The 20999-nt window shown below is 39.8% G+C and carries 18 protein-coding genes; 8 read left to right on the top strand and 10 right to left on the bottom strand.

Annotated features, from left to right (window positions below; translation table 11 throughout):
* Positions 1 to 107: 107 nt before the first annotated feature.
* Positions 108 to 1022 carry a hypothetical protein gene (locus tag H8S90_RS23680; protein ID WP_187340245.1) on the top strand — a complete coding sequence of 305 codons (915 nt, stop codon included), beginning with the start codon at positions 108 to 110 and terminating at the stop codon, positions 1020 to 1022.
* Between the two features lie 10 nt (positions 1023 to 1032).
* Entirely contained in the window at positions 1033 to 1542 is a 510-nt protein-coding gene (locus tag H8S90_RS23675) for an aromatic acid exporter family protein (RefSeq protein WP_187340244.1), read from the top strand.
* On the opposite strand, the gene H8S90_RS23670 is transcribed toward H8S90_RS23675, so the two are convergent.
* The 4 genes from H8S90_RS23670 to H8S90_RS23655 all read right to left on the bottom strand — a co-directional run bounded on the left by H8S90_RS23670 (position 1529) and on the right by H8S90_RS23655 (position 5933).
* Complete coding sequence (locus H8S90_RS23670; RefSeq protein ID WP_187340243.1) at positions 1529 to 2980, bottom strand: bifunctional 2-methylcitrate dehydratase/aconitate hydratase; 1452 nt, start codon at positions 2978 to 2980, stop codon at positions 1529 to 1531. The genes H8S90_RS23675 and H8S90_RS23670 overlap by 14 nt on opposite strands.
* A 59-nt stretch (positions 2981 to 3039) precedes the next feature.
* A complete protein-coding gene (gene prpC, locus H8S90_RS23665; RefSeq protein ID WP_187340242.1) occupies positions 3040 to 4194 on the bottom strand; it encodes a 2-methylcitrate synthase in 1155 nt (384 codons plus the stop codon).
* A gap of 39 nt (positions 4195 to 4233) precedes the next feature.
* On the bottom strand, positions 4234 to 5121 hold the full coding sequence (gene prpB / locus H8S90_RS23660) for a methylisocitrate lyase (RefSeq protein WP_187340241.1): 888 nt from the start codon (positions 5119 to 5121) through the stop codon (positions 4234 to 4236).
* Between the two features lie 98 nt (positions 5122 to 5219).
* Positions 5220 to 5933, bottom strand: a complete 714-nt coding sequence (locus H8S90_RS23655) for a DUF1080 domain-containing protein (RefSeq protein WP_187340240.1) — start codon at positions 5931 to 5933, stop codon at positions 5220 to 5222.
* Between the two features lie 334 nt (positions 5934 to 6267).
* Between H8S90_RS23655 and H8S90_RS23650 the strand changes: the two genes are divergently transcribed.
* The 3 genes from H8S90_RS23650 (at position 6268) to H8S90_RS23640 (ending at position 10478) form a co-directional block, all read left to right on the top strand.
* Entirely contained in the window at positions 6268 to 7188 is a 921-nt protein-coding gene (locus H8S90_RS23650; RefSeq protein WP_187340239.1) for a lipid A deacylase LpxR family protein, read from the top strand.
* A 125-nt stretch (positions 7189 to 7313) separates the two neighbouring features.
* Complete coding sequence (locus H8S90_RS23645; protein ID WP_187340238.1) at positions 7314 to 9632, top strand: TonB-dependent receptor; 2319 nt, start codon at positions 7314 to 7316, stop codon at positions 9630 to 9632.
* A 6-nt stretch (positions 9633 to 9638) separates the two neighbouring features.
* Positions 9639 to 10478 carry a DUF4249 domain-containing protein gene (locus tag H8S90_RS23640; RefSeq protein WP_187340237.1) on the top strand — a complete coding sequence of 280 codons (840 nt, stop codon included), beginning with the start codon at positions 9639 to 9641 and terminating at the stop codon, positions 10476 to 10478.
* Between the two features lie 10 nt (positions 10479 to 10488).
* On the opposite strand, the gene H8S90_RS23635 is transcribed toward H8S90_RS23640, so the two are convergent.
* Entirely contained in the window at positions 10489 to 11115 is a 627-nt protein-coding gene (locus H8S90_RS23635; RefSeq protein WP_187340236.1) for a polysaccharide deacetylase family protein, read from the bottom strand.
* A 100-nt stretch (positions 11116 to 11215) separates the two neighbouring features.
* Between H8S90_RS23635 and H8S90_RS23630 the strand changes: the two genes are divergently transcribed.
* The 3 genes from H8S90_RS23630 to H8S90_RS23620 all read left to right on the top strand — a co-directional run bounded on the left by H8S90_RS23630 (position 11216) and on the right by H8S90_RS23620 (position 14664).
* Positions 11216 to 12553: a TolC family protein gene (locus tag H8S90_RS23630; protein ID WP_187340235.1), complete on the top strand. Its 1338-nt coding sequence runs from the start codon at positions 11216 to 11218 to the stop codon at positions 12551 to 12553.
* A gap of 32 nt (positions 12554 to 12585) precedes the next feature.
* A complete protein-coding gene (locus H8S90_RS23625; RefSeq protein WP_187340234.1) occupies positions 12586 to 13950 on the top strand; it encodes an efflux RND transporter periplasmic adaptor subunit in 1365 nt (454 codons plus the stop codon).
* Between the two features lie 294 nt (positions 13951 to 14244).
* Complete coding sequence (locus H8S90_RS23620; RefSeq protein ID WP_187340233.1) at positions 14245 to 14664, top strand: hypothetical protein; 420 nt, start codon at positions 14245 to 14247, stop codon at positions 14662 to 14664.
* 90 nt (positions 14665 to 14754) lie between these two features.
* Here the strand turns inward: H8S90_RS23620 and H8S90_RS23615 are convergent, their stop codons facing one another.
* The 5 genes from H8S90_RS23615 to H8S90_RS23595 are packed head-to-tail and all read right to left on the bottom strand — an operon-like array spanning position 14755 to position 20897.
* Entirely contained in the window at positions 14755 to 15753 is a 999-nt protein-coding gene (locus H8S90_RS23615) for an L-histidine N(alpha)-methyltransferase (RefSeq protein ID WP_187340232.1), read from the bottom strand.
* Positions 15754 to 15765: 12 nt separating this feature from the next.
* Positions 15766 to 16938, bottom strand: a complete 1173-nt coding sequence (egtB, locus tag H8S90_RS23610; RefSeq protein ID WP_187340231.1) for an ergothioneine biosynthesis protein EgtB — start codon at positions 16936 to 16938, stop codon at positions 15766 to 15768.
* A gap of 18 nt (positions 16939 to 16956) precedes the next feature.
* The gene (locus H8S90_RS23605) at positions 16957 to 18525 is read right to left on the bottom strand and encodes an ABC transporter permease/substrate-binding protein (RefSeq protein WP_187340230.1); all 1569 of its coding nucleotides are present in this window, start codon (positions 18523 to 18525) and stop codon (positions 16957 to 16959) included.
* The gene (locus H8S90_RS23600; protein ID WP_187340229.1) at positions 18509 to 19507 is read right to left on the bottom strand and encodes an ATP-binding cassette domain-containing protein; all 999 of its coding nucleotides are present in this window, start codon (positions 19505 to 19507) and stop codon (positions 18509 to 18511) included. The genes H8S90_RS23605 and H8S90_RS23600 overlap by 17 nt, the downstream gene beginning before the upstream one ends.
* Positions 19508 to 19511: 4 nt before the next feature.
* Positions 19512 to 20897: a mercuric reductase gene (locus H8S90_RS23595; protein ID WP_187340228.1), complete on the bottom strand. Its 1386-nt coding sequence runs from the start codon at positions 20895 to 20897 to the stop codon at positions 19512 to 19514.
* Between the last annotated feature and the right edge of the window lie 102 nt (positions 20898 to 20999).

Here is a 20999-nt window from a genome sequence, read left to right as displayed (position 1 = left end):
GTTTTTCTATCTATACTGAATAAATTTGCTTGCCTCTTTTAAAAATTACGTATCTTGCGCCGTCTATGCAATTCGGTCTAATAGGAAAATTGAAAATAGTTTTTTTGTTGATAATAAGTTGTTTGGTTACTTTTCTTTCCTGTTCTGACTCTTCAGAGAAAAATACGGAAGAGAAGGAATTCAACAGTAATCGTCCGTCTTTTACCCCCATTACCGGAATAGACTTTTTTGAAGTCAGAAGATCTTTTGACAACGGTTTGGCTTTTGATACGTTAGGCTTTGAACAAGAGCCAATTTGGCATGTGAATTTTATTAGTAATGACTCTGTGAAGATATTCAGTCCTGATAGCAACAAAATGCTTCACTATTCTATTTATCACGACCGTGATTCATTCTTTCATTTTGGAAGAGAATGGTTTAGGGTAAGAAGTCTCGCAAAAGATAGTTTGTTGTTACAGCGTTTGACAGTTGTAAATAAGCATGTTAAAGAAGCGCGATCAAATGTTTACATGAAACTCTATTCTGCAAGTTACCTTAGAGACAGTTTGCGGACATCTATTGATGAGTTACGTAAGCCACGTCCTAACGATACAGCCTTTATTAAATGGCGTGCAGGTGTAGCGAATGCAAACCCAACGGTAATAGACAGCGCATTTGCTGCCAGAAAACCTGTTGAATTGGTGCCGAAAAATCCAAATATAAAAGTGAAACGGAGGACGTTCAGTGAATCGGAACGGTTGGAACAGAGTGCAGCATACGAATATATGTATCCAGAATACGATATTGTTATTAACAAAGCGTATAAAGATTTTTATTATCCATTTTCCGTGCTCGTCGATGGAAATGGAGATGTGCATTTAGGTAAATTTGTGACCAGCGAAGAGTTTGTAGAATCAAGACAGCGGGTGTTGAACGGCATTATTGATGTCTACCTGAAAAAGCTGCTTACAATAAAGCCGGGCACTACATTGGGTATTCCTCATACGAGCTTGATCATGCTCAGAGTAAGAGGGGTAGAGTAAAACAACTAATATGCGTTTTTTCCGTTTTGCTATCACTCCACTAGAATGGTTATATGTGGTTAAATGTATTGTAGGTGTACTTATCTGTTATGGTTTTTACATTTCATTCCCCGCTTACCCATTTCATTGGAGTATAATATCATCTGTGCTTGTTTTCACACCTGATAACGATCAGTCTTTGGCGTTTGATAGAATTAAGGCTAATTTTTTGGGGTCCTCTGTCGGTTTACTAGTCTATTTTATCCCATTAATGGGTATATTTTTATTTTGCATAGGTGTGGTTTTGACTATTTTGCTAGGACTTATCCTGCGTTTGGAAAATACAATCCGGCCTGCTTTGGCCGCTGTGATTATTGTATTGGTGCAAGAAAACGAGCATAAAGAGTGGATAGTGGCGCTCGAAAGAGGTGGCTGTGTGTTACTGGGATGTTTTGTTTCCCTATGCGTCACCTTGGTTTTTACCAAGGTGGCATGGGCTAAATTCTACTATAAATTGGATAGGTGGTTCAGGAGGAAATAAGATCGACAAAATCAGACACACCGGTATTTGAAAGTTGATCTATATCCATTGAGACTGCTAGTATAGTTTGCTGTTCATCTTTAGAAAATATTCTTGCTAGATTTTTCTTGTATTTCTCGAGCAATAGAGGGATACCATCCTTCCTCCGCCTTTTATGGCCGATTGGATATTCAACGACAATTTCATCAAGCGAGGAGCCGTCAGTAAAAGTTACGGTTAACGCGTTGGCTATCGACCTCTTGCTCGGATCGTGGTAATCTTCAGTGAATTGCGGGTCTTCTATTGTGCTCATTTTATCCCGAAGAATGTCTATCCGTACGTCGGTGGCAATATTATCTTCGTAATCTGCAGCAGTTAGTCTCCCAAACAGCACAGGTACAGCAACCATGTATTGGATACAATGATCTCTGTCTGCAGGGTTATGTAGGGGACCCTTTTTGTCAATAATTCGGATTGCGGCTTCGTGTGTCCGTATTTTGATATGTTGAATTTGGTCGGCCGTTTTTCCGAGTTCTTTCAATTTTTGGTGAACTTGTATGGCGCCCTCAACAGCTGTTTGCGCATGAAACTCAGCAGGATAAGATATTTTAAAAAGTATATTTTCCATTACATATGTGCCGTAGTCGCGTTGAAATTTGAAGTCTTTACCTTTAAATAATACGTCGTAAAAGCCCCAGGTTTTTGCAGTGAGCACCGAAGGATAACCCATTTCACCCGATTTTGCGATAAGCGCTAAACGTACAGCTCTTGAGGTAGCATCGCCCGCGGCCCAAGATTTACGGCTACCCGTGTTCGGGGCATGTCTATAGGTGCGTAGGGGGTGTCCATCAACAAAAGCTAAAGATAACGCGTTCGCTAATTCATTTTTTGAAAGCCCGATGAGCTGTCCCACTACTGCTGTTGAAGCAAGTTTTACTAATAATACATGATCTAGGCCGACTTGGTTGAATGAGTTCTCAAGGGCTATTACCCCTTGAATTTCATGCGCTTTTATCATGCTGTAAAGAACATCTCGAATTTTTAAGGATGATTTCCCATTGGCGATTGCACGCCTGCTTAACCAATCGGCCGTAGCTAGTATCCCGCCTAAGTTATCAGAAGGGTGCCCCCACTCGGCCGCTAACCAAGTATCATTAAAATCCAACCAGCGAATGATGGTGCCAATGTTAAATGCGGCCTGTACTGGATCTAATTGATAAGATGTACCAGGAACTTTTGCGCCGTTTGGCACTACGGTACCTTCAACGATCGGACCTAAAAGCTTTGTACAGGCAGGATAGGTTAGGGCTTCAAACCCACAGCCTAGGGTGTCGAGAAAGCAATAGTGGGCCGTCTCAATGGCCAGCTCGCTGTTAATCTCATAATCACATACGTAATTTACAATATCTGTGATGACTTGGTCAACAGATGGCCTTTTGTTTGAAATATAAGATGACATGTTTGTTTAAAAGAATAAATGAAATTTGTCGATAAATAGCAAAGAAGTTATGTACAAAATTAGCGTTCGCTTAACGGTACAAACACCCTGTTTTCCGGTCCAACATAGTTGGCACTTGGACGTATGATCTTACCATCTTGGCGTTGTTCAATAATATGTGCACTCCACCCACTTACCCTAGATATAACGAATAAAGGGGTGAAAAATAGTGTAGGAATTCCCATGATATGATACGACACGGCCGAAAACCAGTCGAGATTTGGAAACATTTTTTTTCTATCCAACAGCAAACTTTCAATTCTTTCGGCGATACTATAAAGCTTTAAATCACCGACTTCTTCCGATAAATCTTTCGCCACTTTCTTTATCACGATGTTTCTTGGATCTGAAATGGTGTATACTGGATGCCCAAAACCTATAATCACTTCTTTTTTTTCCAGCCGCTGTTGGATATCAGCAGCGGCCTCATCAGGATTGGCATAGCGGCTTTGGATGTCATAAGCTACCTCATTAGCCCCACCATGTTTCTGCCCACGTAAGGCACCAATGCTGCCGGTGATGGCAGAATAAATATCAGAACCGGTGCCGGTGATCACTCTCCCTGTAAAGGTGGAAGCATTAAACTCGTGCTCAGCATAAAGATTTAACGATATTTGCATCGCTCTTATCCAAGAATTTTCCGGTTTTCTACCGTGTAGCAGGTGTAAAAAATGGGCACCAATACTATCATCATCTGTTTCCACCTCAATGCGCTTACCATTATGCGAATAATGATACCAATAGAGCAAGGCAGAAGAGTAGGATGCCATTAACTTATCCGCAATGTCGCGCGCCCCAGCTGTGTTATGGTCGTTCTTTTCTGGCGAAATTGTGCCTAGCAACGAAGTATAGGTTCTTAAAATATCCATCGGATGGGCAGCAGCGGGGATTTGTTCCAGCACATTCTTAGCAATGATGGGAAGCCCACGTAACGTGCTTAACTTTATCTTATAAGCCTTTAGCTCCGCAACATTTGGAAGTTTTTCATGTATCAGCAAATAGGCAACTTCTTCAAATGATGCTCCCTCGGCCAGATCCAAAATATCATACCCCCTATAGTGTAAATCATTGCCACTTGTTCCTACAGTACATAAAGCGGTGTTTCCTGCCAATACTCCAGATAATGCCACTGATTTTTTTGGTTTAAAATTTACCTGCTGTTTTTCGGTATTCATAATTGTTGGTTTTTGTATATAAAATGATAAACCTATGTTTTAGCGACGCTGATAAAGCGTATCTAATTTTTCTTCATAAGCATAATAACCTATACTTTGATAAAGTTCTTCACGTGTTTGCATATTACCTACAACCGCTTGCTGAGAGCCGTCTTTCAATAAATGTTGGTATACATTCAAAGCAGCTTTGTTTGCTGCTCTGAAAGCAGATAGGGGATATAATACTAGGCTGACATCAACGCTGGCGAGCTCTTCTATATTCCATAATGGGGTCAATCCAAATTCTGTAATGTTGGCAAGAATAGGACAGTCGATATGCGCCGCGAAAACCTTATACGTCTGTAGGTCCTGTACAGCTTCTACGAAGATAAAGTCAGCTCCGGCATCCTGATAAGCCCGTGCTCTATCCAATGTTTGCTCCAGGCTTTCTACCGCTAAAGCATCCGTTCTAGCACCTATTACGAAGTACTGATCTTGACGGGCATCTACTGCAGCCTTGATACGATCAGTCATCTCTTGGCTACCTACCACTTCTTTTCCTGGTCGATGTCCACATCTTTTTGCTCCAACCTGATCTTCTAGATGTAGCGCTGCAGCCCCGGCTTTTATCAGTGACTTGACTGTGCGGGCGACGTTGAAAGCCGAGGGGCCAAAACCTGTATCGATATCAACAAGCAATGGTGTATCAGTCACGTTTGTAATTCGATCAACATCAATTAACACGTCGTTTAGATTTGTAATGCCCAGATCCGGAATACCCAAAGAACCTGCAGCAACTCCGCCTCCCGATAAATATATTGCCTGAAAGCCTGCTTGGCTTGCCAACAAGGCATGGTTGGCATTAATAGCGCCTGCTATTTGCAGTGGTTTGTTGCGTTGCATGGCTTCTCTGAAACGCGCTCCTGCTGAAATATTTGTATCAATCATGGTTTTATTTTTAACCAAACGAGCCACAATATCTCCATAGATAATGTGGCTCGAAATAGCATCAGATAAATGCTGTTAAATGGCGTAATCCAATGTTTTTATAATTGTTTAATTTTTATATTTCGATACGCTACCACATCTCCATGGTCTTGCAGGGCTATCTTACCTTTGTCGTATTTTGCAAAACCTTCCCAGTCATGGAACTTGCTGTTAGCAATGAGCTGGTTCCACTCTTCGCTGCCCTTTTTTACCTCAGCAGTTTTCACACCATTTAACCATAAGGTAATTTGGCCACCGCTGTAAAGAATACGCGCTTGGTTCCATTCGCCTACAGCTTTCGGTTTGGATACCTCTGCACTGCCGATCAGATCATACAAAGAGCCTGCTAGGTGATTAGGTGTATGTCTGTCATCAGCATTGATATTATCCAGTACCTGCATCTCTATTCCTGTTTCATAGGTAGCACCATATTGCGCATCTTCTTTCACGCCGAAGATAACTCCACTATTACCGCCATCACTGATTTTCCATTCATAGGTGAGATCGTAATTTTCATATTCTTTGTCGGTCACGAGATCTCCTCTTTCTGATTTATCAGCGGCGGGGTTAAATACTAGTGCGCCGTCTTGTACAGACCAAGCGTTGGATGCCTTGTCTGTATGATATGTATGCCATCCATCTGTAGACTTGCCGTCAAATAAAAGCTCCCAGCCGTCTTTTTTCTCTTTAGATGTTAATGTGTTCAACTTTTGCGCAAATGCCACAGTTGTTAATAAAATACAACTGCAAATGCTTAAAGAAATAGTTTTCATTGTTTTGTGATTGTGATATTGTTAGTTAATGTTATTATAGCTGCTATCTATCAGTGCAGCGGTGAATAATAAAATGTTAGTTGGCACAATATAGAAATTTATAATGTAATTATTGGGTATTTTCTTCCAATTTAAGGTAATATTAATAGTACATTTTTGCTATGTCTCAGGCAATGACAACCATATACATGCCAACCAGTTCAGAAAGTGGAAATTGGATTTTTTTGCAGTTTTATGGCATTAGTGTCATTATTAACTAAACAAAAATATCTAAGTTTGAAAGCAGTATTACAATCAGCTATATTTTACTTTGAAACCAACTTTTTTTTTATGTATGGCTATTTGTGTTGCCACTTTCTTCAGAAGTGAGGCTCAGGGGGTATATGTAAGGGAAATTAGTGTGCATAGTGATAATGATGCCTATTTGTTTCTAAATCAGGATCAATATTATACAAACGGGGTGGCTTTTAACTATCGCAGACTAAAGGAAGATATTTCCTTGCCTTCACGCCAAAAAAAACAAATTTGGGAAGTTTCTCTTGGACATAAATTATTTAACGCCTATAATGGTTTTAGTGAGTTGGAGTATATGGATCGTCCATTTACGGCATTTCTATACTTACGGGGGCAGCATACTTGGTTTTATAGCACAGAATCTATTTTTAGTGTCTCAAGTGAAATGGGTTTTTTTGGTAAAGCCGCTAAGGGCGAGGAAATACAAAAGGCATTTCATAATCTTTTTGGTTTTTACGATATTAATGGGTGGGACTATCAATTGAGGAGTAATTTTACCGTCGATATTAGGGCCAGCTACAGTGCTAAGTTGTGGCGGAATACGGCAAAAACCGTTGACGTACAGGCTGGTTCGAAAATATCAATTGGCTTAAATCAAAGCCATATCGGGGTAGGACCAACATTACGAATCGGTAACATGAATGCATTATACGAATCAGCGCTTACGGGTAGCCGTTTGGGACTGTCAAATCGTCGGGTAAATAAAGAACGTTACTTTTATTATCGACCGATTCTCTATTATCGGTTTTACGATGCGAGCATCCAGGGAGGAATGTTTTTACAAGATAAAGGTCCCGTAACTTTTGGTATCCAATCATGGGTACTTAGTCAACAGATTGGGTTTATTTATGCTAAAAATCACTTGTCATTAGATGCCCGTTTTCAATTTAATACAAAAGAGGTTAAGAGTAGGGCTAGCCCCCACCAGTATGGGTCTATTACGCTGGGTTATGCTTTTTAGCTAAAAGTAATTTAGCTAAGTTTAGTTATAGATTGTGGAGTCTATTTGTTAAAATTGTAAACTGTAAGGGTAAAATTTTCTTTGCAAGATGCTATTTTAATAACATACCAAGCAATTCAACCATTTTGAGATCTTTCGTTTTATTTATATTATTTACCTTTTGTTTCAGTCATTTTGTTTTCAGTCAACAGGTAACCGTAAGGGGCACGATAAGGGATGCTTCAAGCGGCGAAACGTTAATCGGCGCCAACGTAAAGATAAAAGAGCTGGTAAATGTAGGGGTGAGTGCTAATAGCTACGGCTTTTATTCACTTGCTATTCCAAAAGGAAAATATACCATTGAGGTGTCATCCGTTGGTTACGCTTCCCAGTCGAAGGAAATCAATTTTAGCACCGATTTACGTATGGATTTTAAGCTGGAGGTGGCCAATCAGTTAGATGTGGTAGAGATTAATGCCAGTTCTTCACGGGAAAATATTAACAACCCCCAAATGGGGGTAAGTAAATTAGATATTAAAGAAATTAACAACATACCCGTACTGTTCGGCGAACGCGACGTATTAAAAACTATTCAATTATTACCGGGGGTGTTGGCCGCTGGAGAAGGAAACAGTGGTTTTTTTGTGAGAGGAGGTTCGGTGGATCAAAACTTAGTGCTCTTAGATGAAGCTATGGTTTATAATGCATCTCATCTGCTCGGTTTCTTTTCGACCTTTAATTCTGACGCTATAAAAGATGTAAACCTATATAAAGGGGGGATGCCCGCACAATATGGTGGACGCTTGGCTTCCGTATTGGATGTAAATATGTTGGATGGAAATAATCAAGAATTTGGTGTAGACGGTGGGGTTGGGCTGATCGCATCTAGACTAAAACTAGAAGGACCGATAGAAAAAGATAAGGGCTCATTTATGCTCAGTGGAAGACGCACTTATGCCGATATGTTCTTAAAAATTTCTTCAGACAGTACGGTCAATAAAAGTGTACTTTACTTTTATGATCTCAACCTAAAAGCGAATTACCAGATTAACGATAATAACACATTATATCTCTCCGGTTATTTTGGTAAGGATGTTTTAGGCTACGCAGATAACTTCGGTTTTGACTGGGGTAACGCAACGGGTACTTTTCGTTGGAATCACGTATTCAATAGTAAACTTTTCTCCAATACGTCACTCATATATAGCGATTTTAAGTATAACGTTGACGTTTTTAATGATAATAATGACTTTAAAATTGCCTCAAGGATACAAAATGTAAATGTGAAACAGGATTTTCATTACTTTGCAAGTAATCAAAGCAATTTTCGGTTTGGCCTTAACATACTGAGACAGGAAATATCACCGGCAGGTATTGACGCCTCAGAAGATTCGGATATCAATTCAATGAACATAGAAAATCGGCAAGGGGTGGAATTAGCTGCATATATTTCCCACGAGTGGAAGCCCCATAATAGGTGGAACTTTCTATATGGACTTCGATTGAATACGTTTTTATCATTAGGTCCTGGTGAGTTTAGAACCTACGATGAAATAGGCGATGTTATAGATGCCAAAGTATATGGTAGGGGACAGGTTGCAAAAGGTTACTTCAACGCTGAGCCTCGTGTATCAATCAATTATTTAATGAATGAAAATAGTAGTTTTAAAGCATCATATAATCGAAACACACAAAACTTGCATCAGTTAACTAATTCAACCTCTACATTGCCTACAGATGCTTGGGTATTGAGCAGTAACAACATTAGACCCCAGGTTGCCGATCAGGGGGCTATTGGCTACTATCGAAATTTTAGTGACGACAAATACGAGTTTTCTGCCGAAGCGTACTATAAAGACATGCAAAACCAAATTGATTACAAAAATGCGGCAGATTTACAAGCCAACGAAAATGTGGAGTCGGAATTGGTTTATGGAAGAGGGAAAGCATACGGAATAGAGCTTTACTTAAAAAAAAGAACTGGACGGTTGAACGGGTGGGTAAGTTATACCTTATCCCGTAGCAAAAGAAAATTTGAAGAGATAAACAATGGCAACTGGTTTGCTGCCAGGCAAGATCGCATACATGATATTGCTATTGTTGGTATGTACCAGTTCTCAGAAAGGTGGAGCTTCTCGGGTACGTTTGTATATAATACGGGTAATGCCGTAACTTTTCCTAGTGGAAAATATAACATAGGAGGTAAATCTACCTGGTATTATACCGAACGTAATGGATACCGGATGCCAGATTATCACCGACTTGACCTAGGTGCGACCTTAGCATCAAAACCGGATAAAAAATTCAAATCGAGCTGGACTTTTGGTATTTATAATGCTTACAACAGAAAAAACGCATATATTATTGATTTTAGGGAAAATGAAAACGATCCTAATGTCACAGAGGCATATCAGGTAGCGTTATTTGGAATTATCCCGTCTATAACTTGGAATTTTAAGTTTTAAGGCCGTATGAAACACACTAAAGTAAACAATGCGAGGATTATGAGCTGCCTTTTGCTATTGGTTTGTATGGTAGTGCTGCTGAGTTGTGAGAAGGTGGTTGACATTAATCTCAATGACGCGGATCCAGCATTGGTAATAGAGGGCAATATTTCAGATCTTTCTACAACGCATTATGTTAGCATATCGAAAACGGTACCATTTTCTGCAAATAGTACCGACAATCCTGTGACCGGGGCTGTTGTGCAGGTGTTGGAAGAAGCAACAAACGATTCAAGTACGGGCTTTAACGCACCTGCAAAAGGTGTTCGTTCGTTTACAGAGGTTTCGCCAGGATTATATAGCATCAGAAACTATCGGGCTTATCCAGGAATGAAATATACATTGACAGTTGTGGTTGAAGAAGAAACTTACCTTGCAGAAGCTATAATGCCCCGACCGATTGCAATTGATTCTATAGGAACGGTAACAGATAATATATTTGGGGAAGAGGAGAAGATGGTAGGTGTTGTTTATCAAGATCCTCCCAATGAACAAAATTATTATCGATATATCCTAACTATAAATGGTGCGGTATCATCTAGCATTTTTGTATATAACGATAAGTTTAACGATGGGAAGAAAGTACAGCGAAACTTATATGATGAAGATTTAGAGGTTTTTACCAGGGATTCGGTTATGGTAGAACAGCAAAGCATCACGCAAGCGGTGTATACTTACTTTAATGGCATTCGCTCTAATAATCCGGGATCGGCGGCGCCTGCAAATCCACAATCAAACTTTAGTAATGGTGCTTTGGGTTATTTCAGCGCACATGGTGTGCGTCAAGCATCCACTATTATTGAATAACACACTTGTTTCACGTGTCTGATTTTCCTTCCAGCACCTTAAAGCTGTACCCTTGCCTTTGCCAGTATTCAATCGCTTTCGGTAGTGCATATAACAGTCTAGGTACTGCTTTTAGATTGTCATGGAAAACTACTATAGAACCATTTCTACTGTATTTGATAGCGTTTGTATAGCAATCGTCTGGAGAGAGCCCGGTATCAAAATCATAGGTAATCACGTCCCACATAATAATCTCATACTTCTTTTTTAGTTGCTTTATTTGTGCAAGTGTACATCGGCCATAAGGTGGTCTGAATAGGTTTGTTTGGGTGTATGATTGGCATTTTTCGATATTTTTTAAGTATATAGATATTGGCGTTTTCCACCCTTTTAGATGGTTATAGGTATGATTGCCAATCTGGTGTCCATCTTGCTTTACTTGGTTAAAAATTTCCGGGTGTTTAATAATGTTCTCACCAACGCAAAAAAAGGTTGCTTTAATACCATACTTTTTTAAGATATTTAACACTTTTGGTGTAACATCAGGTATAGGTCCGTCGTCAAAGGTCAAGTAAATAACTTTTTCCTTTCGGCTACCGTGCCAGGTAAGTTGGGGTAGCAGGATGCGTAACCATAAAGGAGATTTAACAATATTCATATGTGGCCAAGATCATTTTTAAGACGCAAGGCCTAAATATAGAAAATATAGCAAATTAAATAGTTATAAATTTTAATAGATGGTAAAACATAGCCTCCTTATGAAATATTCTTGTTTAACACTATCGTTCGCTTTTATGGTGTTTTCTTCCGCCGCACAGCAGGCGATCACCTTAAAAGATGCAGTAGAATGGGCGTTAAAAAACAATCTCCAGGTAAAACAGGCAGCATTTCAATCGTCATTATCCGAACAAGATGTTAAGCAAGCAAAAATGAACCTCTATCCTTCTTTAGAGGGAAATGTAGGCGGCAATGTTAGACGAGGCCTTTTCTTTGACCAGACTGCGGGTACACTCCTTCTCCGCCAAAACGTGACCACGGCCGATGCCGGCGTTACGGCTAATACGATACTCTTTGGTGGGTTTCAGCGCATCAATCAGATCAAAGCCAATAAAATGCAATTAGAGGCCGATAGGAGTAATTTAGATAAAGTAAAGAACGATTTGGTGCTCGATGTGGTAACGAAATATCTAGAAGCGTTAACAAATTTGGATATTGCCACAGCAAGTCAACAGCAGTTAAAGTTGTCGCAAGAGCAATTAGAGGTGGAAGATGCAAACTTTAATGTGGGAAATAAAACATTAGCAGATATTGCGCAGGCGAAAAGTCAAGTGGCAACAGATGAGTTAAATGCCACGACGGCCGAAAATGCTTATCAATTATCTATTCTCGACTTAAAACAATTGATGGAGATGAATCCGGAAACAAACATTGTACTGGAAAAGCCCGTGCTTCCTGATGTGGAAAAATTAGTGGCTGAGCAAGGAGCAAGTGAGGTATACAAAGAAGCTGTAAAAACTTACCCAGATATCAAACAAGCCGAATTCAGAACTGCCTTAGCCCGTAAAAATATTGATATCGCTAAGGGAGGGTATTATCCAGAACTGAGTTTGATAGCCGCCGCGAATACCAGTTATTCTTCTGCTGCTAGAGATTTCACTGGCCAGCTTATATCCTTCTCTGATCAATTAGATCGTAACTCGATGCAGTTTGTTGGGGCGTCGTTGAGAATACCCATTTTCACTAATTTGACCACTCGAATTGGTGTTAAAAAGGCACAAATATCTTATCAGAATAGTTTAAATGATGAAATGTTGGCCAAGAACAATCTGAATAAAATTATCCATCAGGCTGTACTCGACTTGAAGGCTGCCGAGCGTAAGTATTATTCTACAGGTTCTGCATTTGAGTCCAGCAAAGAGGCTTTTGAAGTGATCAGGCAGCGTTATGAAGTTGGCTTAGCCAATGCTGTGGAACAAAGTACCTCCCAAACGAATATGAACAAAGCCGAATTTGATTACATACAGGCCAGATATGATCTCATTTTCAGAAGTAAGGTCATTGATTTTTACTTGGGTAGATCGATTGTATTTAACTAAACTGAACAACCACCATTTTACATTAATAAACCATGGCTAAGAAGAAAAAAAATACATTTAAATATATAATTATAGGAGCAGTTGTTTTGCTTGTGTTGGTGGTGATCGCCAACAAGATGGGGTGGATAGGTGGCCCAAATGCCTTACAGGTAGCTGCCGATAAGGTGGAGAAAAGAACCGTACAGGAAATGGTTTCGGCGAGTGGTAAAGTACAGCCAGAGAAAGAGGTGAAGTTAAGCTCGGAAGTTTCCGGGGAAATCGTTGAACTGAATGTAAAGGAAGGTGAGGTTGTTAAAAAGGGACAGGTACTCTGTAGAATAAAGCCAGATATCTTGCAGTCCGGTTATGATCAGGCAGTAGCTTCCCTAAATGCCCAACGTGCGGCTTTAGCATCTGCTGAGCAGCAATTAAAGCAAGCTGAAGCTTCTTTAAATATTATGGAAGCTACTTTTAAGCGTACAGAAGAACTATATAATAGAAAGGTTATTTCTGCTTCCGAATACGATAAAGCGAGAACAGACTTTGAAGGAGCAAAGGCAAATGTAGAAGCACAACGGCAGAATGCGTTGGGATCCAAGTACGGCATTGAGCAATCGCAGGCAGCCGTTAAAGAAGCAGGAGATAATTTGGCCAGAACAACCATTTATGCACCTGTAGATGGTGTAGTTTCTATGTTAAAAGTTGAAGAAGGCGAGCGTGTGGTAGGTACTGCACAAATGGAGGGAACGGAGATTATGCGTATAGCCAACTTAATTTCCATGGAAGTAAATGTCGATGTGAATGAAAGCGATATCAATCGAGTTAGTTTAAACAATGGGGCGGATATTGAAATTGATGCCTTCCGCGGCCGTAAATTTAAGGGTGTGGTTACAGAAATTGCCAGTTCATCTTCGGCGAATAGTACAGCGGCATCAGGCACCACAAATGCATCATCCAATACAGATCAGGTAACCAATTTTACAGTTAAGGTACGTATCTTACCAGAATCGTACGACGATTTACTTAAGCCGGATCAACCCAACCCATCACCTTTCCGGCCAGGTCTCTCCGCAACAGTAGATATACATACCGAGAAAGACACTGGGCTAGCGGTGCCTATACAGGCCGTGACTACCCGTGAGGATCTGTCTAAAAGTGATTCTTTACAAGTTAAGGAAGAAGGGGAGGAAGGAGATAGTACGCAGAAAGCAAATGTTAAAGAATATGTGTTTGTCTTAGAAACAGATAAAGTAAAACAGGTCGAAGTAACAACAGGTATTCAGGATGATTCTTACATCCGTATATTGAGCGGATTGGAAGAAGGACAGGAAGTCGTAACACGTCCGTTTAACGCTATTAGTAGAACGCTTAAAGATGGCGATTTGGTAGAAAAGGTGGCTAAGGATAAGGTATATTAAGAAAGAAAATTTTTATCGTAGCGTTATGGATGGTAGCTTAAAACGTTCTAAATACATATAAATTTAAACGGGCTCTCAGGTTCAATGCACTGTTTAGCGGTAATTAATAATTGGTGCATTGACTCTATAAATTCTAGCTTAACGTATGCGTAAGCCTAGCGCTGCGCGCTGCATACATGATAAGGCCCGCAATTTTCTCTCCAGTAAAATAGCTGTAAACCGGCGTAAAAAATACTGACTTTCAGGGATTGTATAGCATTCGGGTAATACCTAAGTTTATCCCAAAAAATGATCATGAAATGTTATCTTTTTCTCGTTAGCCTTATTTTTGCAGGCTATGTTTCTGCTCAAGAACCGACTTTTTCGGCTGGGAGTAAAGTTTTTGTGGAAAACACCTCAAAAAATGAAAATGTTATAAATACTGTGCAAGAACTACTTAAAAGGCTGAATGAGTGGGATCATTGGCAGGTTGTTCCAACAGCAGAGGAGGCTGATTTTAAGATCAGTATTGATGTAACAGCTTCGAAAGGTATTACCTTAACCTCTTGGGGCGGTACTTCTTATGTAATGGTTGCGAAACTCATAGATAAAAAAAACGAAGTATTATGGGAATCAAACGCCTATAAGTCGAGCCCTAATGGCACTAATGGTTTCAATTCTGGTAGGGCAGTGGTAAAAAAATTGATGCGCGATCTAAAGCGAAAATTTACGTAAAATATTCTCCGACTAAATGTGTCGATCCTTAGCTGAACTAATGTGGCTGAGGATCGACACATTTTAACTACCTAATACACACCTAATTTTTTACTCAACCATCCATAGACTATCTTGGAACCATTTATTCTGGTCTAGGAATTGATTGGTTTCTTTAAAACCGCTTTGCTTTGCTAAACGCAATATTTCTTCAGGGCTGTATTTTTGAGAGATTTCCATAAAAATAGCTTCATGGGCGTCAAGCAATATGGTAAAATCTATTTCCTTTAGTATTACCTCTTGCCTGACTTTGCTAATAAGATAACTTTTGCAGCTTCCCGTTTGAGGGTTGTATATCGGATAGTGCTCAAAATTATTGATTTGAAAGTTAGCATTCAGCTCATGATTTATTCTTTGAAGCAAGTTTAAATTAAACGCCTTCGTATAACCCTTACTATCATTATAGGCGTTTAGAATAATATGAGGATCTTTTCTTAGATCAAATCCAATAAGTAGTAGATCTCCTTTCCGCAGGTTTTTTTTCAGATTTCTACAAAATGCTAATGCCTCCTCAACGGTTGAATTGCCTATATTAGCGCCAAGAAATAAGATGACTTTCGGCCTATCATTTGATAATGTCGGATTGTCAAGCATAGTTGCATACTCGCCGTGTAAGCCGTGCATTTTTATATTAGGTAATAGTGAGGGCAGCTTTTCTTCCAGATGAGCAATAACATTATGAGATATATCAATTGGATAATAAGTATAGTCTGCCCCCTGTTGAAGTAGCTCGCTTAGTAAGTGAATTGATTTTGTGGCATCTCCAGCCCCCAATTCTATCAGATCAAATGATTGAAAATGTGCTAATATAGCAGTAACGATCTGTTCCTTCTTGTTAGCTAATATTTCCATTTCACAATCGGTAAGATAATATTCATTACACTGCATTATTTTTTGAAATAATGCATCTCCTTTCGTGTCGTAAAAATATTTAGCATCAAGATATTTGTGCGTTGCCGAAAGACCTTTTATAATATCCTGCGCAAATGAACTATGTTTGATTTCCTTTGGTTGTAACGGTTTGTCTAGAGCACCAGTAGTTTGAAACATAAATATGAATGATTAATTGGTCAGCCTTATTCCAGTAAATTGCCACCTCAAGTAGGGGTGGAAGAAATTTCGGTAGGTTTTTCTACTATGCCCCGGGCTCGTTGCAATAGAGCTACCCCTCAATACCATTTGATTAACCATAAATTTTCCATTGTACTCACCTATGGCGCCTGGTAGCTTTTTAAAATTGGGATAGGGGAGATAAGCGCTTTCTGTCCATTCCCATCGTTTTCCCCAGTTAATTTTATCAGCGGCCGTTTCCCATTCGAATTCTGTAGGTAAGCGCTTTCCTTTCCACGAAGCATAAGCGGCAGCTTCATAATAACTGACATGACAAACAGGTTCGCTGTCATTAATATCTTGCAAACCTCCAAAGGTATAATGTTGCCATACATTGTCTATTTTATGCCAGTATAAAGGCGCTTCAATTTGATTGTTCTTTACCCAATCCCAGCCCTCAGCATGCCAAAAACGAAAGTTCTGGTAGCCTCCATCTAGTATGAACTCTAGATATTCTTTGTTCGTAACCAGTTGTTTGTGAATGCTGTATGAAGGTATATATACCTGATGTACAGATAATTCGTTATCAAAGCAAAAGCCTTGACCGTTGTGACCAATTTGATACAGTCCCTCATCAATACTAACGCTACGCTCCGTCGTTAGCTTATCTGAGGTCTGTACATAAGCAAGTACTCCGTTACTTCTATTTTGATAGTATGGCGGGAACAATGGATTGTGACCTAAGATGTACTTAATATCCGTGAGCAGGAGTTCCTGATGTTGTTCTTCGTGGTTTAGTCCGAGAGTTGCCAGTTCTTTTATCTCTTGCGGTAATTGATCCGCATGATGTAACAGGCTTCGCATTGCTTCATCCACGTGAGTACGGTACCCCATTACTTCATCTACGGATGGTCTAGTTAAGTTGCCTCGATTAGTGCGGATAACACGCGCGCCAACAGTTTCATAATAACTGTTAAAAACAAAGTTATAATTAGCGTCGAATTCCTGATAGCCTTTTTGATAAGGTTTTAGAATAAACTGTTCGAAAAACCAGGATGAATGTCCCAAATGCCATTTTGGAGGGCTTACATCCACTATTGGCTGTACTACATAATCTTCTGTTTTCAATGGCGCACAGATACGCTCTGAGCGTTGCCGAACGTCAATATAGCTCTCAAGTAACACAAATAAATGATTTTACAATTATCTCTTCTTCATATACGTGACAAGGTCACTAATGGAATAAACCTTTAACTCCTCGGATTGTTTGCGTCTCATGATCAAGGCATAGCTATTGTTAAACCCGATTGGCTCGAGCCACTTTAGTTGGTGTTGTTCGTCAAAATAACGGGCAGTATAATCGAAAGCGCCTTGTGCATTAGCGGAGAGTGAATCGATAGTTTGCTGAGGAAGTTGTAAAATGACATGCATGCCTGTTCCAATGTATTCAGGGTATAGGTCAATCTGACCGCTCTTTAAGGCATCAAAGCAGAGTTTTGTTCCTCCTAAGCCTGTTTTTAATTCTACCGCTAAGGAGGTAAAGCCCTCAACAAGCATTTTGTACATGTGTGCAAGCAAATATTGTTCATCGAAAATTTTACTGCCAATTCTCAAAACACCACTTTTGCTTCCTTGAGGTTCACGGTAAAGGCCCTGCTCTTCCAAGAAATCTTTTGCAACTTGAGACGGACTTTTGGCCTCGTAGTCTATCTGATAGTTAAGAGCTACTATTGTTGAGTCATTTATTTTTCCCGCTAGCTTATTGAGTATTGGTTCCAGCTCAGGGTATTGTTCAAGTGTATGTTGGTGAATAAGAGGAGCAGCCCAATAAGGAGGAAAAAGTTTTTTGTCGTCTGCTAATATCCTCAAATCAAAAGCTTTTATTCTTCCATCAGTACTGTAACCGGCAATTATATCCAATTCTTTTTCTTGTGTAGCCTTATACATTAGGGCGTCACTAAGTACGACTGTGCGTATGTTGAGTCCATAGCGCGTTTTCAGTCCTTCATAACCATCATTGCGCCCCATGAACTCTGGAGGAAAACCAGCCAAAAGGGAGCCCCGATAAGCGGATGGAAGGAAATAAAACGACGCAAATAAAAGTATGGACAGCAATAGAAGCCAAGCTGTTCTGATGAGTTTGTCGAATTTTACATATTGCGCTAGGGAAATAATCCAATCCAATAAAATAGCAAGTAACGCTGCTGGTATTGCTCCTGCCAATATCATGTGGGTATTGTTGAGTGCTATGCCGGAGAAAATAAATTCACCTAGACCACCTGCGGCGATGTAAGCTGCCAGTGTAGCTACCCCCACGTTTATCACCGTAGCCGTACGAATACCAGCTAAAATGACCGGAAATGCCAGCGGTAATTCCACTTTAAATAATAACTGAGCGGAGGTCATCCCCATACCCTTGGCTGCATCTTTTACCGCTGCATCCACCGTCTTGATACCGGTATATGTATTGCGTACAATAGGTAGTAAGGCATATAAAAAAAGCGTGATAATGGCAGGCTTTGCCCCAATACCTACAAAAGGTATTAAAAAACCCAATAGCGCTATGCTGGGAATCGTTTGTAAAATACCGCTGAAGCCCAGTACACTCCTCGAAAGTTGTGTTTTTTTTGCAATGAGAATTCCTAAAGGTAAGGCAACAATAATGGCCAGACAAAGTGAAGTGAAAGTAAGGCCAATATGAACAAAAGTCTGGTCTAATAGTGTGGCGGATTGTTGTTTGAGAAAATAAAAAAAACTAGCTTGTTCGTTCATTACTGTACTGTTCTTTATATTTCTTAAAAGCATTGGTTAGTTCGTTCACATTACGTATACGACGATTTTTACCTTCATTTCTAACAATCACCTGGCGCTCGGTATCTTTTTTTTCAACCAGACACGTGAAAGCTTCCCATAAAGTGCTTTTTATTGGTAGCAGAGAGGTATTGTTTGCATTTATCGTCTTTGGTTGAATTTCATCAGAGAAGTAGTTCCAAAGCGAAGTTAAGCGGACAGTTTTTAGCTCAAGCTCGAATCTGTTATGAGTAAAAAACTGGTAAGTAAAATCGTTGGCAGGCTTTAATAACAGTTCGCTGGCGCTGCCTATCTGCTGTACACAACCCTGATCGAGTAGACATATCCGGTCTGCAAAAGCGATTGCTTCTTCCGTATCGTGGGTAACTAGCACAACAGTTTTATCCTTTAGTTCGTCTGTCCGAAGAAGCTCGTTCCTTACACTTATTCGCGTGATCGGATCGAGGGCACCAAAAGGTTCATCCATTAAAAGTATCGGTGGTGCGGCTGCTAGCGCACGAGCTAATCCCACTCGTTGTTTTTGGCCGCCACTCAGTTCAGATGGGTAAGCATTTCTTAGTGTCTGGTCAGAAATGTGGAATTTTTCCATAAGCACTTCTATTCGTCGTGATATACGTTCTTTAGTCCAGCCTAGGAGCTTTGGTACCACCGCTATATTTTCTGCAACTGTATAATGGGGGAATAATCCGTGTTGTTGGATAACATAACCTAATTGACGACGTAACAATGCGGGTTTTTGTTGAGTTATTGGAATATCATTGATCCAAATTTGACCAGAAGTTGGTTCAATTAGGCGGTTTATCATTCTTAGTATGGTTGTTTTTCCACTCCCGCTCGTACCTAGTAGTACTATCCTTTCCCCTTTTTTTATTTCAAGGCTAATGTCTCGAATGGCTGTTTTATCAGTTCCATAAACTTTCGTAACATGCTTCAAGCGGATCATGGCGCTAATTTTTGAAATTCATAAATAAATTCATTAGCGATTCCGCATAAGTAGGATGGGCAAATACGCCATAACGGATTGTTTCAGTAGAGATCTTTCCCATCATGGCCATCTGTAATACAGACATAATTTCTCCTCCTTCCGCGCCAATAATAGCTGCGCCCAATATCCTGTTATTTTTTGCGTCCACTATGGCTTTCATCATTCCCCGGGTTTCACCCACTTCAATTCCTCTGGCTACGTTTTCCATAGGGAGTACAGCTATTTTATAATTTAGTTTTTTATCCTTTGCCTCTTTTTCTGTGATACCTATCCTTGCCAATTGTGGATCGGTAAATACAACGTAAGGAACCATTCTGTTCCGAATGCTTAAATTTTTGTTTGCTAATAGATTTCTGCTAACCACTACAAAATCATTATAAGAGATGTGCGTAAAAGCCGGACCTCCCTTAACATCACCCAGTGCATATATTCCTTTTACATTGGTTTCTAATTTGGTGTTTACTTTGACGAATCCGTTATTAGCTGTTTTTACACCTGTGGCGGATAGATTGAGTTGTTCTGTTTGTGCTTTTCTTCCGGCAGCAATAAGTATATGACTGCCACGGAGCTCTTTGTGTTGTTTAGATTGCCGATAGCTAACAGTTATTTTCTTGTTTTTTGTTTGACTTACCTGATTGATTTTGGCATTTAACTCAATAGTTAATCCTTCTTCTGTTAAAATATCGTATAGACTTTGGGCGATGTCTCGATCTTCCTTTGGAAGAAAAACATCTCCATTTTCCAGTAGTGTTACCTTAGCACCCATTCTACTGTAAAGTTGTCCTAGCTCAAGGGCGATGTATCCGGCACCTACAATAATTAATTCTTTAGGTATTTCGACTAAATCAAGGATTTGTGTAGACGTGAGGTATGGACAGTCTTTCAATCCGTCAATTGCAGGTATTTGGGGAATTGTACCGGTATTTATGAAAATCAAATCGGCATGTGCTTGTGTTTTTTTTCCATCATCGGTCAAAATCTCTATTTTTTTTTTGTCAACAAAGTGGGCAGTTCCCATTAAAAGTTCCACATTGGGCGTATCTTTCAAACCCTTGATATTGCCTTTTCGGAAAGAAGCTACAATCACGTCCTTTCTGTTTTTGATCGCCTTTAAGTTACTGGTAACTTTGCCTGTGTGAACACCCCAATCGTTGCTCTTCGAAGCAAGCCAAGCAATTCTGCCCGAACCGATCATGGCCTTAGTAGGAGTACAGCCATCATTTACACAAGTACCTCCTACCAATCTTTTTTCTATCAATAACGTTTTTTTACCTGCCTGACCCATTGCCATTGCCAGGGGGTTGCCCGCTTGACCGGAGCCTATGATAATAACATCGTATTTTTTCATGTTAAGCAATTTATAAGATATTTATGTCGAAGGATTATAATACCTAACAATTGATAGGAAGTTTTGATTGTTGGATACGTATATAATTAGATTTTCGTTATT

The organism is Olivibacter sp. SDN3 (assembly GCF_014334135.1).
GTDB lineage: Bacteria > Bacteroidota > Bacteroidia > Sphingobacteriales > Sphingobacteriaceae > Olivibacter.
The sequence above is the reverse complement of the archived record's forward strand: the minus strand, read 5'-3'. Positions and strand labels throughout refer to the sequence as shown.

Bases quoted from the DNA above. Each gene is read 5' to 3' on its own strand.
- H8S90_RS23595 (WP_187340228.1), bottom strand. From the start codon at position 20,897: ATGAAAAAATACGATGTTATTATCATAGGCTCCGGTCAAGCGGGCAAC.
- prpC (WP_187340242.1), bottom strand. From the start codon at position 4,194: ATGAATACCGAAAAACAGCAGGTAAATTTTAAACCAAAAAAATCAGTG.
- prpB (WP_187340241.1), bottom strand. From the start codon at position 5,121: ATGATTGATACAAATATTTCAGCAGGAGCGCGTTTCAGAGAAGCCATG.
- H8S90_RS23635 (WP_187340236.1), bottom strand. From the start codon at position 11,115: ATGAATATTGTTAAATCTCCTTTATGGTTACGCATCCTGCTACCCCAA.
- H8S90_RS23600 (WP_187340229.1), bottom strand. From the start codon at position 19,507: ATGATCCGCTTGAAGCATGTTACGAAAGTTTATGGAACTGATAAAACA.
- H8S90_RS23625 (WP_187340234.1), top strand. From the start codon at position 12,586: ATGGCTAAGAAGAAAAAAAATACATTTAAATATATAATTATAGGAGCA.
- H8S90_RS23650 (WP_187340239.1), top strand. From the start codon at position 6,268: ATGGCTATTTGTGTTGCCACTTTCTTCAGAAGTGAGGCTCAGGGGGTA.
- H8S90_RS23630 (WP_187340235.1), top strand. From the start codon at position 11,216: ATGAAATATTCTTGTTTAACACTATCGTTCGCTTTTATGGTGTTTTCT.
- H8S90_RS23675 (WP_187340244.1), top strand. From the start codon at position 1,033: ATGCGTTTTTTCCGTTTTGCTATCACTCCACTAGAATGGTTATATGTG.
- H8S90_RS23615 (WP_187340232.1), bottom strand. From the start codon at position 15,753: ATGTTTCAAACTACTGGTGCTCTAGACAAACCGTTACAACCAAAGGAA.
- H8S90_RS23655 (WP_187340240.1), bottom strand. From the start codon at position 5,933: ATGAAAACTATTTCTTTAAGCATTTGCAGTTGTATTTTATTAACAACT.
- H8S90_RS23620 (WP_187340233.1), top strand. From the start codon at position 14,245: ATGAAATGTTATCTTTTTCTCGTTAGCCTTATTTTTGCAGGCTATGTT.
- H8S90_RS23640 (WP_187340237.1), top strand. From the start codon at position 9,639: ATGAAACACACTAAAGTAAACAATGCGAGGATTATGAGCTGCCTTTTG.
- H8S90_RS23605 (WP_187340230.1), bottom strand. From the start codon at position 18,525: ATGAACGAACAAGCTAGTTTTTTTTATTTTCTCAAACAACAATCCGCC.
- H8S90_RS23670 (WP_187340243.1), bottom strand. From the start codon at position 2,980: ATGTCATCTTATATTTCAAACAAAAGGCCATCTGTTGACCAAGTCATC.